Here is a 16,427-nt window from a genome sequence, read left to right as displayed (position 1 = left end):
CATTCACCTCCATGTTCATGTATATGCATTTTTATAGGTGATGTTTGGACTAATAACCCAAATGTGCTGATGTACGTTACCAAACCAGTTGAATAAGAATACGTTGTTTGAAAGAGTGATAAAAGAAGGTGAAGTGTTGAGAATTGTCCAAATTTCCCCCGATTATGTGACCACTCCTCCTGAAAAATATGGTGGTATCGAACGTATTGTTTATGAACTCACTGAACAGCTTATTAAAAAGGGACACGAGGTCTTCTTATATGCCCTGCCTGGAAGTAAAACAAACGGACGGCTTATCGAATATAAGCACTGGGGAGAACCATTGGAAATCGCCCGGTATGTGAAAAACACGTTACCCTCTTCCGTTGACATTATTCATGATCATACGCACGGTTCAGTCGTCGGAAGAAGCGGACTCCCCGTACCTACTGTCAGTACCATTCATGTTCCTTGGTGTTTCGAGAGTAAGGACCCCGTTTTTATGAGTAACAATATGCGAATGAAACTGAACGGTGGGCGGGGGCATGTTGTACCCAATGGCATCAACAGGGAGGAGTATGTTTTTTCGGCCCAAAAAAGTAATTATCTATTATTTCTCGGAAGGTTGATCGAAAGTAAGGGGATATTAAAAGCTATTGAGATCGCCGAGAAAAGTAATCTGCGCCTTGTGATTGCTGGCCCCGAGACGGACATTGTCGACCCGGAAACGTCTGCCTTCTACATTCAGCATGTTTTGCCAAAAATTCGAGATAACCCAAATATTATCTATGTAGGAGAGGTAGGGGGAGCTTATAAACAACAGCTGTTGAACCGGGCGAAGTGCCTCTTGTTTATGTCTGAGGAGGAGGCATTTGGTCTCGTAATGATTGAAGCGATGGCCTGTGGGACTCCCGTTCTTGCACTTCAAAAAGGTTCAGTTTCCGAAATTCTCAGCGGATTTCCTGAGCTAATCTGTAGAGACGAAAGTGATGCAGTTCTGAAGCTGAGAACCATTGATTTCCCAACTCCGCATCGGTTAAGGAAATATTTCCTCCAGAACTTCACATCTGAGATCATGGTGGATAATTATTTGAAGTTGTATAAGAAGGTGCTAAATCAAAACTAGGAGGAGATGAGCATTGACCAGAATCTCCGTGGTGATGCCTGTTTACAACGGTGCGCCGTACTTAGACGAGGCAATAAAAAGTATATTGAATCAATCATTTTCTGATTTTGAATTCATTATAATTAATGACGGTTCGACAGATAACAGCAGAGAGATTATAGAAAGACACCACGATCCGCGAATCAAGAGGATCAACAACACGGAGAATCGTGGGGTTACTGAGAGCCTGAATAAAGGGCTTCAAGTCGCTGTTGGGGAGTTTATAGTACGAATGGATTCTGATGATTTCAGTTTACCAAATCGGTTCAGTAGGCAATTATCCTATATGGACAGTCACCCGAAGATTGGAGTGTGCGGGAGTCATGTGCAAGTAATGGGCAGCCAAGAAGTTTGGTCTCAACCTGAACATCCAGAAGAGGTTAAGTGCAGGTTGTTACTTCATTGCTGTTTGGCCCATCCTTCTGTCATGTTCAGGAGAGAGATTCTTGTTAAGCATTCGCTTCAGTACCAAGCTTCCTACACCCACGCTGAAGATTATCAATTATGGACTCAACTTTCCCATGTTACGATGATTTCAAATGTACCCGAAGTTTTGCTGCATTACCGATTACATGAGAATCAGATCAGTAAAAGTTTTAATACATTGCAAGCTCAGCAGGCGGAACGAATCCAATATGAGCAGCTTATGAGACTGGGTATTAAACCAAGTGAAGAGGAGTTTTGCACACATCTAGACCTGTGTTTTCGGAATAGATTTTCGGATCCTGTTCTTAAAAAAAATTGGGTGCAAAAATTATTGAAGAAAAATTTAGAGACAAGAGTCTATAATCAAGTTGTTTTTATGAATGTACTATCGGACTATGCGAAATAAACGAAAAAATATCTAAGGAGAATCCAGGATAAAAAGGTCAACCAGATCCATCTGGTTGACCTTTTTAGACGCTTACTCCCAGCCTCGAATAGCCCTCCAATATATTTTCAGATACTCATCGGTCATTTTTTCTTTTGTATACCTGAGGGCTACATACTCGCGAAGCTTTTCAGGAGAGAAAGGTGAATCTCTTTTTATCAGACGTTTCATGTCATCCAAATCATTGCAAATAAACTGGGGAAGCCCCTGCAGCACTTCTGGAACTGCCCCTCTCCCGTAAGCGGCAACAGGTGTCCCGCAAGCTAAGGCTTCCACCAGTACCAATCCGAATTGTTCCTCGCATGCTGTTGGAAATAAGAGCCATTTTGCATGCATCAGCAAGTATTGCTTCTGCTCCCCATGGACTTCACCTACATATGATATGTTAGGCGCCTTCGCCATCCGTTGACAAATTTCGCGGTATAATTCCTTGTCCCAGACTGGCCCGGCAATGATGGTTCTCATTCCGGTCCGTTCGGCCAATCTTACAGCGTCTAACACCCCTTTTTCTCTTTCAATCCTTCCCAAAAACAATAAATAGTCATCTTTTTTCTTTTCTAAAGTATATCCGTCCAAATCAATTCCATTATGCACGTAAGATCCTGGAGAACCATTCTTAGATTGAAGTAATGACGTTTTACTTACATATACAGGACATTTAACTTTAATTTCAAAACCCCATTCCGTGTGAATTGTAGAGACAGTAGGTATATTTAATTTTTCGCGTCCGATGACCAAGCTATGCGTATGATCATGGATCACATCAACATTATCCGGCAGCGTATGAATTACAAAATCTTTTATATTATGTTTGCTAAATCCTCTATGTCCATATGGGATAATAATCGCGTTGCTCTGACTTCCTGCCAAGGCATAAACGTAAACCTCATGTCCCCTTCTAACAAGTTCATTCGATAAGAGATAAGCAATTCTCTCAATCCCACCGCTGCCGGGAATGGGTATAACATTTGGGACAACATGAACGATTCTCATCGATATTCACCTTCTTATTCAGATGATAAAGAGGTTGACTCATTAAACGGTACAATACGTTCGTATAATATATATGGCATCAACTCCTCAATAACGTACATCTGGCTTTGATAGACCGACAATAGAATTAATTTGTCTCGTAGCAAATGGAATGGCAGTACTTCGTCAGATTTTTCGAATACATACAAGTTATCTATACCTAAGCCATGTATAATTTTTGAAAGCGATTTGTGCTGACTGTGTCCATACTCCCCTTGTAGATTATGGGTGACAATACGACGAAATTGATGTTTGGCGATAACCTTCGCCAAATCCTTCCCTAATTGTTTGGAATCAAAGCTTCCTCCATATATATCGGGGTAGTCCCATATTTCACACGAAGCTCCTACCCTTCTCATTGCCTTGTGAAATTCGTCTGATCGGGTTTCATTATTAGCGTTGGTTAAGCAAATGACTGTCCAACCCTTTTCTCGTAACAAGGCCGCACCTCCGAAAAGAGACTCGTCGTCTGGATGAGCGACAATCATCAATTTATCAGACATCTTGCACCACCTTCTCTTCTCATTCCTTTTTTTTGGATTGTGTTCCTTCACCATATGCCCTCGCATCAGGCTGTGACAGGTACGGGAGCATATATTTGTACTAATTTCCTATCACTAGGACTACTAGTCTAATCCACTCCTTAAACTTCGCATATGATAAGGCATAATAAGATGATTAGGAGTGATCAAACTTGGGGAATACAACAAATCGTCCGGCAAAGATATGTTTTGCCTTGCTAGTTCATAACAAGCGAAACGTCATAATCGATCTGTTGGATAACATTAGATGCTTCTGCCCGAACAGCTCCGTCGTTTTATATAACGGAGGTAATAATTCAAGCCTATGCAGTAATCTGGGAGTTCCAATCTGTCCCACTAGCCGAAAATTGAATTATGGCGTAACAGCCATCTATATGCTAGAAACAATGAGATGGCTTGATGATATTGGTTATGATTATGACTATTTGATTAACCTCGACTCAGATGCTCTTTTTATCAGGGAAGGTTATGAGATGTTTATTACGGAGCAAATGAATAACAAAGATTACATGGGAGTAAACACCAAACGTTCGGATGAAGATTCTTATATAGGCAACCAGGTGCGCGAAGAATATGATTTATGGAAATCGTTATTCGGAGACTATTCTTTATATGAATCCTTTAATGTGGGTCAGGTATTTAGTAAAAAACTTGTAAAGCGTTTTTTGAAAAGCACACGTTATTCCGAGCTCAAGGCCAAACTTAAAAAGACGAAGGCGTTCGGAGTGGATGAAGTGGCCTACGTTACAATGACAGAGCGCTTTGGATACAAGCTAAATACTTATCCTAGATCAACTGGAGAATCAATTCGTTATAGACCATACTTCCCGTTGGACGAAACTCTAAATCTACTGCACTGGAATAAAAAGTGTTATCTTCTTCATCCCGTGCCAAGAGACATAGGAGATGAAACTCGCGTTTTTGTACAAAGCGCCCTTAAACAGCAAGTACAATATAATGCCGATTCACAAAATCGCTTTCTTGATACGTATTTGGGGGATATGCCTTTTTTCATCCGTAGGAAGGATAGCACTGGAAAGACAGTAGAATGGCTGACGGCTTCTCTGGAGAAAGGAATGTCTTACTGGAAATTCGTGAAAAGCAAAGGTAAAAGCTATATGTACGGCCCGTATACATTCGGCAATGAAAAAGTAGAAGCGTTCACTGCGATAGAGACCCAATACGGAAATATCGAAATAATATGCAGAATCAAAGATAAACTTATTCATTATTGGAGGGATGAAGAGAGTGGTGAGTGGTTCGAGTCACCTTCATTTGCAAATGGTGTAAAGGGAGTCCCTGCTTTTATTGAGAGCTCCTACGGAAACTTTGAGGTAGTGGCGCCCTTAAGGAACGGAGGTCTGGGACATTGGTGGAGAGATAATCATTCTTCTTGGGATTGGTCTGAACCTGACAAATTCGGTGATAGCACTTATAACGAGGTGATTCTTGTAGAAAACAACTCGAATCAGTTGACGGTAGTTGCCAAAACAGATGATAGATACCGATATTTTGTTAGAGATGATGGGCATAGCTGGGAGTGGCTTGGACCCTATATATAGAAAGCGGGATGATTATGGATGTTCTACATGCTTTGAGGCATGTTAAGCCGATGGGTGAAGGAGAGACACGTCCCCATCTATTCTATTGCGATGACGGTAACAAATATGTGGTCAAATTAATGAATAACAAGCAGGGAAAAGGAGTACTGATCAACGAGTATATTGCTTATAGACTGGCAAAATTAATGAATTTACCTGCAGCCGAATACAAAATTGTGCATATCTCAAGTGAACTTATAGACATGTTCCCAGCGCTCAAAAAACTCAATGTTCCAGAAGGTCCTCATATAGGTTGCCTGTTCGCCGAACAGGCAGTTACTTTAAAGAATGAAGTCAATTTATCAAGCTGTCAAAATATAGAGACAATAAGCGGAATGATCGTTTTTGATTATTGGATCATGAACTGGGACCGATATGTCACGGGGGCAAATCTTCTGTTTTTGCGGGACACGAAACGGCTACTTCTGATTGATCATGCTAACGCCTTTTGCGGACCGGAATGGGATCCCGATGAATTGGAAGAAAATAAGAATTTCGTCGAAGTGTACTGGGGACATTATTATGAGATATTCGTGCCGTATATTGATAGTTCCGACCCATTTTATTCTTACCTATCTACATTGGAGGCTCTCGAACGTTGGGAATTGAAAGAAGCGGTCAGTGGGATTCCTAAGGAATGGAAAATTTCCCGCTCCATGTTGGAATATCTTATTGAATTCTTACTTTGTAGAAAAAATCTGGTTCGCGACGCAATAATGCAGTTGCAAGATAAATTCCCAATCTGGAGTAAACATTAATCTGATCGGAGGGGGAGCATGTCTATTTTACGATTGGAAGCAGCTGAGTATAGCAAGATTGATTCACGATATATCGAATATATTGATTTGAAATTAATTAATTTAGGTATTGAAGGTTTCGATTTTCTTATACTTGCATATGCTCCTCAAGGTCCGATATTTCGGGGATTATACCATATGAGTCAAGGTTCGGTCGTATTCATTCCACAGATTATAACCTCGTACACTCCTTTTTATTTGCTTATTGTAACTAATATTGATACTTATGATTCCACAGGATTGACGATGAGAGCATGGAACTACAGAAGGAATGTGGCTGTATTCACTCAAGAGGATGCGGTAAGAAATAATTAATTGGCTAGGAGGTGAGACGATGAATGTGTTGTTCGTATTTTATGTGCCAAGCGGTGGGGTGGAAACTTTGAATCGTCAACGCTGTCAAGCCTTACGCCGATACGGAATTCAGGCGGAATGTTTATATTACGATTGGGGAGCAGGAATGCAAAACAAAATAGACTTTCCGATCTATGTAACGCGTGATGAAGCCGAAATCCGTCATATTCTAAACGCGAGGAACTATCATGCGATTATCGTCACTACCGATCATGCCAGTTTTGAATGGTTCAGGAGGCTTGGATACGATGGGAAGTTAGTGCTTGAGATTCAAGGATACGGTTCAAAGGATAATGCTCGGGAGAAGTTGACCGAAGCCTTGCCTGTAGTGAATGCTCATGTCTCTGGTTTGATAAATCCCAATACACCACATATAGCTTCATTATTTAAGGAATTATATCCTAACATTCCACAATTTCATTTCAATAACTGTTTTGATACAGAGCATTTCACTTATCAAGTGCAACCGACGCCGGAACACCCGATCATTGCCTGGATCGGAAGAATAGAGGACAATAAGAACTGGCGGGAAATTTTGTATATCACCGACTTACTGAGTTATTACATTCCGGATATTCAATTATGGATGTTTGAAGATAGCAATTTAGCCATTCCACATGAGAGAGAAGAGTTTATACAAATGTTGGACCACCTCAACTTAAGGCATCGTTTAACATTACGTTCAAATGTGCCAAATGGGGAGATGCCAGCGTACTTATCTATGGTCGGAGACTCAGGAGGGTTTCTGTGTTCCACTTCGAAAGTAGAGGGAGCTCCGCTTGTCATCCTAGAGGCGATGAGTTGCAGATGTCCGGTACTGGCAACGAATTCAGACGGAGTGACCACCTCCATCGTTCATAATGTCACAGGGAAAAGCTACGAACAGGGGAATTTAGCTCAGGCCGTCAATGAGGCTATCGAGTTAATGAGTTATCATGGGTTACGAGAAAATATTAAAAATGCAGCTCAGCTTCACCTACAAACAGCATTTAACTCTGAATTATACTGCCGTAACTTTATCGATATGCTGTATTCGATCTAAGCTTATAAATAGGATTAGAATTAAGAAGCCGACACCCCCAAGTGGAGTTGTCGGCTTCTTATGTTGGTATGCGTTATTCATTATAATACTAAGAAAATTCCCCCCACTGTAGGTAGGTTTCTTCCAACCCAAGCTCAATGGGGTATTGAGGTTGCCAATTTAACTTGTTACGGGTCTTTGCATTCGAGAGACAGCTGTGCTTGATGTCTCCGGCTTTAGTCGGACGATGGAACACTTGAAGGTCGGTACTCTTATGCTTGATATGAAGTGTACGAAGAGATTTCACTAAATTATTAATCGAGGTTTTTGTTTCGGTACTGACATGAAGAATATTTCCGGTACCTTGGGTCATGGCTGCTATAAGGGCTTGAACTACATCTTTTACATAGACGAAATCACGAGTTTGCTCCCCATCCCCGTTGATAGGTAACGATAAATTATCAGCAAGTTGTTTCATGAAAATGGCAATGACCCCACCTTCACCTTTGACGGTTTGTCCGGGACCATAGACGTTTGCAAAACGAAGAATGGTATAGGATAGCCCATAAAATCGCTCATACAGGGCAATATACTGCTCAGCAGTTATTTTAGATAACCCGTAGAACGAGATAGGCTGAACAGGATCTTGTTCAGTTAATACTTCCTTCTCTAAATTCCCATATACCCCAGACGTGGAAGCAAAAATAAACTTTTTTACATCAGCTTCCCTGGATGCCTGGAGGATATTCACAGTTCCATGCACATTGACATCCATGTCGTAATTAGGATCGGCTACGGAATGCTGAACATCGGCCTGGGCAGCTAGATGGAATAATGCATCAGGCTTTACATGGGTTATGATTTCTTTGGCCTCAGCACTTCGAATATCACTAATATGAAGGATCGCTCTTGGGTTAACACGTTCTGATCTTCCTGTACTTAGATTGTCAAGAACATGGACTTCTATGCCTAACTCAATAAGTCCATCTACAAGATGTGCTCCAATGAAGCCTGCCCCACCTGTAACAATGACACGTTTCAAATGATTAACCTCCATTCGATAACACATGATGCTTATCGTATGAGGAGGGCGTATCTTTTGCATTAGGCGTTTGATGATTTATTGATATTAAGGGATAAATAACTAGTTACTTCGGTTAAATATACCTGCATATCGCTTTGAGCTAAAGTGCAATCTAAGTCATGTTAATCATAAAAAATCGATAAGGGGATGACTACATTGCGTGGAGCTAAATTGGTTCGCTTAACGTTGTCAGCAGCATTAATCGCCGGTATGGTCAGTGTAACAGGCTGTGGAACAACAACGGATAACAATGCAATGCATACCAAGAGTTTGCGGAATCATACAACTCGAAATTATAACGTAAATTCATTGCAGCCAAGAACAAGTCTGCATAACGCTCAAAACAGAAAAATGAGTACGATGAAGCATGATGCTACATTAAGCAATAAGGTTGCTCAGCTTTCAGACGTTCAAAATGCTCATGTTATTGTAACTGATCGGGACGCCTATGTAGCGGTTACACTGCACAATCAAAAAGGCGGCAACACCAACATTTCCAAATTGGGTACACTCAGTAACGGATCGCGAAATGTAGGTACAAGCAATGTTGGTGGCCCATATGGAGCAAATTATGGAACACGGGGTGCCGGAGATGATGGTTTGGCTAGAATAACCGGAAGAGCAGGAACTAATGGAATCATGAATCCGGGCCGCAGTACAACATATGGTACTTATGGCGCAAATAATTATGGCACTGGCTATGGCACTTATGGTGCGAATAATTATGGTACAGGTGTTGGAACTTATAATAATTATGGCGCTGGTTATGGTGCTTATAACACGAATAATTATGGCACAATGTACCGTACGGATCGTAATACCAATTATGGTACTTATGGCACTTATGGTACGACCACAGGCACGGATAGAAATTTAAACAATGTAGGCCAGGTTGTAGATAATGTTCCTCAGAAAGTGAAGGATGAAATTTCTCGCATAGTTAAAAAGTCAGATCCTAAAATTCAAAACGTATACGTATCTAACCATCCTGAATTTGTAAATAACGTTGGAGGTTATGTTACGCAGTCGCGTGGCGGAACGATGCTTAATAATGCAGTAGGTGACTTCGAAAAATTAGTTGAACGAATCTTTCCATCCCGTACGGGAACAATGACTGGTCCCAATGGCTATACACCAACTCCCAATAACATGGATGGAGTTCGTGGAATAACTCGTTAATCCATCTGTAGCAATAAACAAACAAAGAACCCTCCAATGTGAAGGGTTCTTGTTTGTATTACAATGTGTATTAATTTTGGAATTGGCGTCCTTTAACCCAAACATCCTGCAAATTCAATTCTTGATCCACTAGCAATAAATCAGCTTGCTTACCTGTTTCAATTGAACCGGTAAAATGATCGATGCGGATCAGTTTGGCTGGATTGCCGCTGGCTGCTTCTGATGCTCTCTCCACAGAGAGACCGATTTCTTGGACCAGATGACGGAATCCACGAATCATAGTGAGCGTACTTCCAGCAAGCGTTGCTTCATTTTCTTTTAAAGTACACACATTATCTTTCACAACGACAGGCAGATCGCCAATCATGTAATCACCGTTACCAAGTCCTGCAGCCGACATAGCATCGGTGATTAGGACGAGATTGTGATCCGTCTTCACACTGGCAAGTAATTGGATCCCAGCCTTGTGAACGTGAATACCATCAGCGATGATCTCTGCACTCATTGCAGGGTTGCTCAGCAGCGCACCTGCCGTGCCCGGTTTACGATGATGTAGTGGCGTCATCGCGTTGAACATGTGAACGGCATGATGCAGTCCAACCTCGGCAGCGGCCATAATTTCTTCATACGTAGCATCTGTATGTCCTGCTGCGGCCACAATGCCTTTCTTGCGCAAATAGCGAATTAATTCATGAGCACCTTCGCGTTCTGGTGCGAAGGTAACTTGCTTGATGAGTCCAGGGTATTGCTCCTCCCAAGCCTCAACCCAGTCTTTATTAGGTGGAACAATATGAGTAGGATTTTGAGCTCCAGGCCATTTTGGACTAATAAACGGACCTTCAAGATGTACCCCAACCAATTGAGCATAGGGCATGTCTTTATGTGTGTAGGTATTAATTTCTTCTAAGATTTCATCAATTACTGCCTTAGGCATAGTCATGGTCGTTGCTAGCATGGAGGTCGTTCCTTGGCTGCAATGTAGCTTGGTTATTGCATCAAATCCCGCTTGGCTTGGTTTGGAGAAATCCTCCAGCATGCCTCCATGAACGTGAACATCAATAAATCCCGGAAGCACATAGCTTCCTTTAGCATCAATGATCTCAGAAGAAGCGGTAGAGACAGAAGGAACTCCATTTGTTGATCCTACATAAGTAATAACTCCTTTCTCTACTTGTACCGCCCCACCATGAATAATTCCCTTAGGGGTAACAACCTCAGCGTTAACAATAGTGAAAGTATGATTAGTACTCATCTTATAACAGCCTCCCAGCAGCTTGATCAACTAGTACAACTACATTGGCATGGGCTTGTAAGAAAGATGCAGGACATTTTGTTGTGATAGGTCCTTTAAGCGATGTAGCAAGTATTTCAGCTTTGTCAGCACCTTTGGCCATCAACAAAATTTGTTTAGCTTTGAGAATAGAGCCAATACCCATTGTAATCGCATGAGTTGGAACTTCATCAATGGAGTTGAAGAAACGAGCGTTAGCATTACGAGTTACTTCATCAAGAGTCACGATATGAGTTGGTCCTTGTAATTCTTCAGCTGGCTCATTAAATCCGATATGACCGTTATGGCCTAGACCCAGAAGCTGAAGGTCGATCGAGCCAGCATGATCCAAGAGACGGTTATAATCGTGTGCAGCTTGTTCTAAATTCTCAGCATTCCCAGAAGGAACATGCGTGTTTTGCAGCTTAATGTCGATGTGGTCGAACAATTTCTCATTCATAAAACGGCGGTAGCTCTCCGGATGATTGTCGGGTAGGCCGATATATTCATCCAAATTGTAGCTATGTGCGTCTTTGAAGCTGATCAAGCCTTCATTGTAAAGATCGATCAGTCTTTTGTAGACACCAACTGGTGTACTGCCGGTTGCCAGACCTAGATTTGCTTTCGGATTCGTTTGTAATAGACTAGCGATAATTGCTGCTCCGGTTTCATTAAATTGCTGCTCACTATTTACTTTAATAATATTTAACATGTCATGAACCTCCTAAGGTTTTTCGATAAATTTTCACGTTCTGATAAGAAGCTTCGAGCTTTGGAATGAAGTCCTCGAAATTCATACTGACCATTCCTGTAAATAAAATGTCGATGACATGAAGTTGGGCAATTCGTGATGTCATATCGCCTCGGCGCATACCTTCCTCCAAAGAAGACGAGAATAACGGTATATCAGCTAATGAAGCCAGTGTATTACTTCCGTACTTCGTCAAGGAAATTGTTATGGCTCCGCTGTCTTTAGCGCATCTCAGAGCATCAATGGTTTCCGGGGTTTCACCGGAATATGAGATGGCTAATGCAACATCACCGCCATTAAGTCCTGAGGCCGAAGTAATCTGCATATGAGAATCAGCGAAAGCAGTACAATTCTTACCAATACGGATGAGTTTTTGATAGAAATCCTGAGCAATTACGGATGAGGTGGCCACACCATATAGATCAATACGCTTGGCAAGACATAGTTTTTCCACAGCTAACTGAAGTTGGTTCATATCGAGCAGACGAGTTGTATCTGTTATAGAGGCCAAATGATTCGCTTCCATCGCTGCAACGATTTTATGAAGGTCATTGCCCGCAATAATATCTTGATATTGGTTGTTTAGCGGCTTTTGAGCAATTTCACTAGCTAACTTCATCTTGAAATCAGGGAATCCCTTAAAATGAAAACTTTTGCAAAAGCGTGTGACCGTAGATGGGCTTATACCACAAATAACAGCTAATTCCGTGATACCTTGATGAATAACAGAGGTTGGAGAATTTAATATGTGCTCTCCGAGCCTGCGTTCCTGGGGAGGTAGGGTATCCAGGGAGCTTGAGAGCGCGTGAAGTATGGGGGTAAGCATGAGATGAATCCACCCTCTTTCAGTGAAATGCCCAAGAAAATAATTTCAAATATATAACGCTTTTATGTGAAAATAATTTTTATACCCTCATGATAATTTATTCAACACATGAATGCAAGTGACAAATTTCTTGTTTTTCTGAGGGTCGCATACTAAACTGAGATTATGTATTACTACCGTAGAGGAGGAATAGTATGGATCCGAATCTCGATGAAAATGTAAACCGTCTTATATCGGCCTGGTCCAAGACATTTAAGAAGATGCATGCTGAGATTATGCAACATCCGGGACTAGGTATAACAGGTCCTCAGTACAATATGCTGTCCATAATATCTAAGGAAAAGTCATGTAATGTTACACATCTATCGGAAATGCTTGAAGTCAAACCGAGTGCGATTACGGTTATGATCGATCGGCTAGTTCAGAATGGGTATGTTGACCGTCGCCATGATGAACAGGATCGACGAGCTGTACTTCTGACTGTTACCGCAGATGGAGCGGAGAAGCTTAAAGAGGCGAGGAAGAGATCACATGAGGTTCTAAAGTATTATCTATCTCATATAGAACAACATGAACTTGAGATATTGGTCTCTACCTTAGAGAAGTTCGCCATGTTGGATAGAAATCGCGATATGATTTAAATGATCTGATTCTCTATTACTGAAATATCCCATGATTTAAAAGCAAAGGAGCTATTCCCAAGTAGATATATCTACTTGCGGAATAGCTCCTTTATTTAACCAACAGTTTTGATAATAATAATTAACTACGGGGGATTATTTTACTGTGCGGCATCGTTGTTTTTTCTTTATTTCTACCGCGATAAAGCTGAGAAAGAACAAATAGCACGATAATGAGCTGTGCAGTCATGGTTTCCCATGTTGGAAATACACCTAGCCAACTAATGGACGGGAGCCCAGAATGACTATGGGCAGGAAGTAATCCTGCAATCTGTAATGAATGTAAGCTTTCTCCCATAAATCGTATGACCAAGTAATAGATAAGCAGGGTAGCTGTTAACATAAATGGCCGAATCGGAAGTTTGACGCTAAATTTGATGATACAGAAGCCCAGAATAGTAAGTGCTACCAAGGCTCCAGAGATACCTATTATGAATTGCAGCGGCTCGATGGACGGCGCCATACCAATGTAGAATACAGTTGTCTCCGCCCCTTCACGTACAATTGCTAGCCCTGACAAAGCGAACAACGACCAGAGGCTACCACGTTGTAAGGCACCACCGATCTGGTTCTTAATGTAGTTATTCCAGGCCTGTGTACTAGATTTGCTATGAAGAAAGTGCCCAACCGTTAACATCATGAGTACCGCGAGCAGTCCGACGATTCCTTCAATCAGTTCGCGAGTGCTACCAGATATCGCTTGTGAAATGACATAGGTGAGTACGGCAGCTAATACAATGCTAATTAGCAATCCTACTCCTGCTCCAGCCCAAACATAGTTCCGAGCAGCGCGGTTGTTTGCTCGTTTTACAAATGCGAGTAATGCCGCGAGTACCAAGATAGCCTCTAGTCCTTCGCGAAGTAAAATAAACGCAGCGTCCCAAGCTGTATAAGCAGTCCGTTCAGCTAGAGGCTCTAAATTACTCAGCATCTTGCTGATTAAATCTTGTGCCTTGATCAAATCAGGTGGACTGGATAAGAGATAACTTTGCGCCGCAGTCATCTTATTCTCCGTGTCGGTATATATGGTCGATGAGGAGATGGATACTTCTCCTTCCACAGACGGCCAGAGAATAATAAACTCACTTAACTGATTACTAGCCTCGGTTGCATTCTGATCCTGGATAGCTTGATTTGCGTTTCGCAGCAGGATCAATGCATCAGTTAGTGATTTCCCATCAGACTCTGGTGAAGAAGAGGCCGCTGTATCATCAAGCTTGCCGTCGATATAATCCTGAAGTAAATTCAGCATGGTGTTCAATTCACTGATTGCTTGTTCCGCTTTGGGTGGTTGGGCCTGAAGTGCGATACGGATCAAGCTCATATGTCTCTCTACATCACTATATACAGCGAAATGCCCGCTACGCATAGGCCCCTCGATTTTCTTCCACTTCGTGAGTATTTCCTTGTAACGGTTTTGTGCCCCCTTAATATCATCTTGCTCAAGTGGAGCTAGTGTATTTTTCGCCATGCTCTGTAATAGTGCTGCAGCTTCTTTTCCTGATGGAGCTTCTGCTTTCTCTACATTGTCCTCGACATATTGATTTACCTTTTTAGCTAAGGCGGATAGTGAGGTGTTCGCCTCTTCTTGATTTTGTTGTTGCAGAGCCGTTTTAGCATTGTCTAGATTTTCTTTAATATCTTTGGCTGTATCTGCAGATACTGGGGTACTAACTCCATTCCATAATGCTTCGAATTGCAATAACTCCGTGGAGGCCTCTTCCCAATTCTGTGCTCCAGCTTCTACGAGGGCACCACCTACAAGGGGGAGCAGTTTTTTTAATGAAGTCTCGTCCTCCTGAGCAGCCGCTAGCTTAGGAAACTGGAACATCATGACAGTGAGGAAGAAGACAAGTAGGCAAATCATTATTTTAGACGAAGAATTTGTCTTTGCTCGAACAGTAGAATATGTAAACAAGATACAGCACTTCCTTCCTTAGAAAAGTGTCTCCCCGATATATCCACCCTTGTGTGTCCCTGGGAAACAAGCGAAAACGGCACTACCAACGTGAACGATATACTCGTTTAACTTGTCGCTAGCCGCTAAAATTTGCTGCATCGCAATAAATTGTTTCTCAATATTCCTCTGATAACTAATAAAGAATAGTCCAGCATCTAATTGTCCTGTTTTATTGTCAATCCCACTGCTGTAGGAATAAGCTCTACGTAGTATTTTGGTGCCACCATCCATATGGGCTAGACGTGAATGAGAGTTCATGGGAAGTGTTGGCTGGCCAGATGAATCTTTTGCCTCTAAATCCAATGGATCAAATTCATTTTTGGAGCCTAGTGGGGCTCCCGAATCCCGATGCCGGCCAAAGGTTATCTCTTGATCGCTTAGCGATGAACGATCCCATATTTCTACACGCATACGGATACGCCGGGCGACCATATAACTGCCATCTTTCATCCAATCCTTCTCGTCACCGGCGTGAGCCCAGACGATATCGTTCATTGCTGTGGCATCGTTCGTATCAGGATTTCCAGTCCCATCTTTAAATCCCATTAGATTACGAGGGGTTCCGCTAGATGGATCCGCTGTACCTGTACGTTGGAAGCCCTCTTGAGTCCATTTGAGTACGGCGATTCCGCGTGAGATGCGGGCTAGATTTCGGATCGCATGGAAAGCAACCTGTAGATCGTCGGCACATACTTGTATGCCGATGTCACCACCGCACCACTTCGATTGTAGAGCATCTCCACGAAAGCGAGGGAGATCTTTAAAGGTGGCAGGACGTTTACCCGCCAGTCCAAATCGCTCATCGAAGAAAGATGGACCTACCCCGAAAGTAATGGTCATCTTAGAAGGAGAAAGACCCGCCGCCTCTCCGGTATCGGAAGGGGGCAGGTTAAGACTGCTGTTGCTATTGCCGATGAGGTCTCCAGTGGTCATGACAGCTGCTGCTTCAGTCCAGGCTTGGAATAGTTTCCGCACTTCAGCGAGCGAGGTTGTCTTTAGATCAAATGAAGCGAAGCAGAGAAAGTTCTGGGCAGGGGTGATGATCCCTGCCTGGTGCTGACCATAGAATGGGACTATGCCCTCAGTCGAGAATTGATTCGCTGTGGTCTTACCTGTCCCCTTCGCCAACGTATCCTTGGCGGCAAGAATACCGCCAATTCCACCAGCTCCTAGTAATAAGCCAAGGCTACCAGCGCCGGCAAGCTTCAATATATCCCTACGACTTATTGTCTTGTCTAGCAAGGAGTTACGAGAAGACTTGGTTGCTCCATTATTAAGCTCAAGATTATCGTCTAATGATTCTGATGGTTTCATT

At 42.3% G+C, this 16,427-nt stretch carries 16 protein-coding genes; 8 read left to right on the top strand and 8 right to left on the bottom strand.

Features of this window, described 5'->3' with window-relative positions; genetic code table 11:
* Window positions 1–136: 136 nt before the first annotated feature.
* Both IEW05_RS19740 and IEW05_RS19735 read left to right on the top strand, forming a co-directional pair.
* Complete coding sequence (locus tag IEW05_RS19740) at window positions 137–1,105, top strand: glycosyltransferase (RefSeq protein ID WP_188541596.1); 969 nt, start codon at window positions 137–139, stop codon at window positions 1,103–1,105.
* Window positions 1,106–1,118: 13 nt separating this feature from the next.
* Entirely contained in the window at window positions 1,119–1,976 is an 858-nt protein-coding gene (locus IEW05_RS19735) for a glycosyltransferase family 2 protein (RefSeq protein WP_188541595.1), read from the top strand.
* 72 nt (window positions 1,977–2,048) lie between these two features.
* Here IEW05_RS19735 and IEW05_RS19730 read toward each other — a convergent pair whose 3' ends face one another.
* Window positions 2,049–3,008 (bottom strand): glycosyltransferase, encoded by a 960-nt coding sequence (locus tag IEW05_RS19730; RefSeq protein ID WP_188541594.1) that lies wholly within the window; start codon window positions 3,006–3,008, stop codon window positions 2,049–2,051.
* A gap of 14 nt (window positions 3,009–3,022) precedes the next feature.
* Window positions 3,023–3,550 (bottom strand): PIG-L family deacetylase, encoded by a 528-nt coding sequence (locus tag IEW05_RS19725; RefSeq protein ID WP_188541593.1) that lies wholly within the window; start codon window positions 3,548–3,550, stop codon window positions 3,023–3,025.
* 191 nt (window positions 3,551–3,741) lie between these two features.
* Between IEW05_RS19725 and IEW05_RS19720 the strand changes: the two genes are divergently transcribed.
* Genes IEW05_RS19720 through IEW05_RS19705 form a run of 4 tightly spaced genes read left to right on the top strand, consistent with a single transcriptional unit; the run spans window position 3,742 to window position 7,383 of the window.
* Entirely contained in the window at window positions 3,742–5,151 is a 1,410-nt protein-coding gene (locus tag IEW05_RS19720; protein ID WP_188541592.1) for a hypothetical protein, read from the top strand.
* An 8-nt stretch (window positions 5,152–5,159) separates the two neighbouring features.
* The gene (locus tag IEW05_RS19715) at window positions 5,160–5,948 is read left to right on the top strand and encodes a HipA family kinase (RefSeq protein WP_194434144.1); all 789 of its coding nucleotides are present in this window, start codon (window positions 5,160–5,162) and stop codon (window positions 5,946–5,948) included.
* An 18-nt stretch (window positions 5,949–5,966) separates the two neighbouring features.
* Window positions 5,967–6,302 carry a hypothetical protein gene (locus IEW05_RS19710; RefSeq protein WP_188541590.1) on the top strand — a complete coding sequence of 112 codons (336 nt, stop codon included), beginning with the start codon at window positions 5,967–5,969 and terminating at the stop codon, window positions 6,300–6,302.
* Between the two features lie 19 nt (window positions 6,303–6,321).
* Complete coding sequence (locus IEW05_RS19705; protein WP_188541589.1) at window positions 6,322–7,383, top strand: glycosyltransferase family 4 protein; 1,062 nt, start codon at window positions 6,322–6,324, stop codon at window positions 7,381–7,383.
* An 88-nt stretch (window positions 7,384–7,471) separates the two neighbouring features.
* On the opposite strand, the gene IEW05_RS19700 is transcribed toward IEW05_RS19705, so the two are convergent.
* On the bottom strand, window positions 7,472–8,404 hold the full coding sequence (locus IEW05_RS19700) for an NAD-dependent epimerase/dehydratase family protein (RefSeq protein ID WP_229753560.1): 933 nt from the start codon (window positions 8,402–8,404) through the stop codon (window positions 7,472–7,474).
* A 198-nt stretch (window positions 8,405–8,602) separates the two neighbouring features.
* Here IEW05_RS19700 and IEW05_RS19695 point away from each other — a divergent pair, with 198 nt between their 5' ends.
* Window positions 8,603–9,625 (top strand): YhcN/YlaJ family sporulation lipoprotein, encoded by a 1,023-nt coding sequence (locus IEW05_RS19695; protein WP_188541587.1) that lies wholly within the window; start codon window positions 8,603–8,605, stop codon window positions 9,623–9,625.
* Between the two features lie 70 nt (window positions 9,626–9,695).
* On the opposite strand, the gene nagA is transcribed toward IEW05_RS19695, so the two are convergent.
* From nagA to IEW05_RS19680, 3 genes are read right to left on the bottom strand one after another with little or no spacing between them, the layout of a single operon-like run.
* Window positions 9,696–10,877 carry an N-acetylglucosamine-6-phosphate deacetylase gene (gene nagA / locus IEW05_RS19690; RefSeq protein WP_188541586.1) on the bottom strand — a complete coding sequence of 394 codons (1,182 nt, stop codon included), beginning with the start codon at window positions 10,875–10,877 and terminating at the stop codon, window positions 9,696–9,698.
* A gap of 1 nt (window position 10,878) precedes the next feature.
* Window positions 10,879–11,607, bottom strand: a complete 729-nt coding sequence (nagB, locus tag IEW05_RS19685) for a glucosamine-6-phosphate deaminase (RefSeq protein ID WP_188541585.1) — start codon at window positions 11,605–11,607, stop codon at window positions 10,879–10,881.
* Between the two features lies 1 nt (window position 11,608).
* Window positions 11,609–12,472 (bottom strand): MurR/RpiR family transcriptional regulator, encoded by an 864-nt coding sequence (locus IEW05_RS19680; RefSeq protein ID WP_188541584.1) that lies wholly within the window; start codon window positions 12,470–12,472, stop codon window positions 11,609–11,611.
* 194 nt (window positions 12,473–12,666) lie between these two features.
* On the opposite strand from IEW05_RS19680, the gene IEW05_RS19675 reads away from it, so the two are divergent.
* Window positions 12,667–13,113: a MarR family winged helix-turn-helix transcriptional regulator gene (locus IEW05_RS19675; RefSeq protein ID WP_188541583.1), complete on the top strand. Its 447-nt coding sequence runs from the start codon at window positions 12,667–12,669 to the stop codon at window positions 13,111–13,113.
* A 121-nt stretch (window positions 13,114–13,234) separates the two neighbouring features.
* On the opposite strand, the gene IEW05_RS19670 is transcribed toward IEW05_RS19675, so the two are convergent.
* Together IEW05_RS19670 and efeB are read right to left on the bottom strand one after the other, a co-directional pair.
* The gene (locus IEW05_RS19670) at window positions 13,235–15,070 is read right to left on the bottom strand and encodes an FTR1 family iron permease (protein WP_229753558.1); all 1,836 of its coding nucleotides are present in this window, start codon (window positions 15,068–15,070) and stop codon (window positions 13,235–13,237) included.
* An 18-nt stretch (window positions 15,071–15,088) separates the two neighbouring features.
* Window positions 15,089–16,426, bottom strand: a complete 1,338-nt coding sequence (efeB, locus tag IEW05_RS19665) for an iron uptake transporter deferrochelatase/peroxidase subunit (RefSeq protein ID WP_188541582.1) — start codon at window positions 16,424–16,426, stop codon at window positions 15,089–15,091.
* Window position 16,427: the final 1 nt, after the last annotated feature.

The organism is Paenibacillus segetis (assembly GCF_014639155.1).
Taxonomy (GTDB): domain Bacteria; phylum Bacillota; class Bacilli; order Paenibacillales; family Paenibacillaceae; genus Fontibacillus; species Fontibacillus segetis.
The sequence above is the reverse complement of the archived record's forward strand: the minus strand, read 5'-3'. Positions and strand labels throughout refer to the sequence as shown.

What these genes read in the sequence shown, in the direction of transcription:
- IEW05_RS19705 (WP_188541589.1), top strand. Translation starts at nt 6,322, where the DNA reads ATGAATGTGTTGTTCGTATTTTATGTGCCAAGCGGTGGGGTGGAAACT.
- nagA (WP_188541586.1), bottom strand. Translation starts at nt 10,877, where the DNA reads ATGAGTACTAATCATACTTTCACTATTGTTAACGCTGAGGTTGTTACC.
- IEW05_RS19675 (WP_188541583.1), top strand. Translation starts at nt 12,667, where the DNA reads ATGGATCCGAATCTCGATGAAAATGTAAACCGTCTTATATCGGCCTGG.
- nagB (WP_188541585.1), bottom strand. Translation starts at nt 11,607, where the DNA reads ATGTTAAATATTATTAAAGTAAATAGTGAGCAGCAATTTAATGAAACC.
- IEW05_RS19715 (WP_194434144.1), top strand. Translation starts at nt 5,160, where the DNA reads ATGATTATGGATGTTCTACATGCTTTGAGGCATGTTAAGCCGATGGGT.
- IEW05_RS19710 (WP_188541590.1), top strand. Translation starts at nt 5,967, where the DNA reads ATGTCTATTTTACGATTGGAAGCAGCTGAGTATAGCAAGATTGATTCA.
- IEW05_RS19680 (WP_188541584.1), bottom strand. Translation starts at nt 12,472, where the DNA reads ATGCTTACCCCCATACTTCACGCGCTCTCAAGCTCCCTGGATACCCTA.
- efeB (WP_188541582.1), bottom strand. Translation starts at nt 16,426, where the DNA reads ATGAAACCATCAGAATCATTAGACGATAATCTTGAGCTTAATAATGGA.
- IEW05_RS19725 (WP_188541593.1), bottom strand. Translation starts at nt 3,550, where the DNA reads ATGTCTGATAAATTGATGATTGTCGCTCATCCAGACGACGAGTCTCTT.
- IEW05_RS19730 (WP_188541594.1), bottom strand. Translation starts at nt 3,008, where the DNA reads ATGAGAATCGTTCATGTTGTCCCAAATGTTATACCCATTCCCGGCAGC.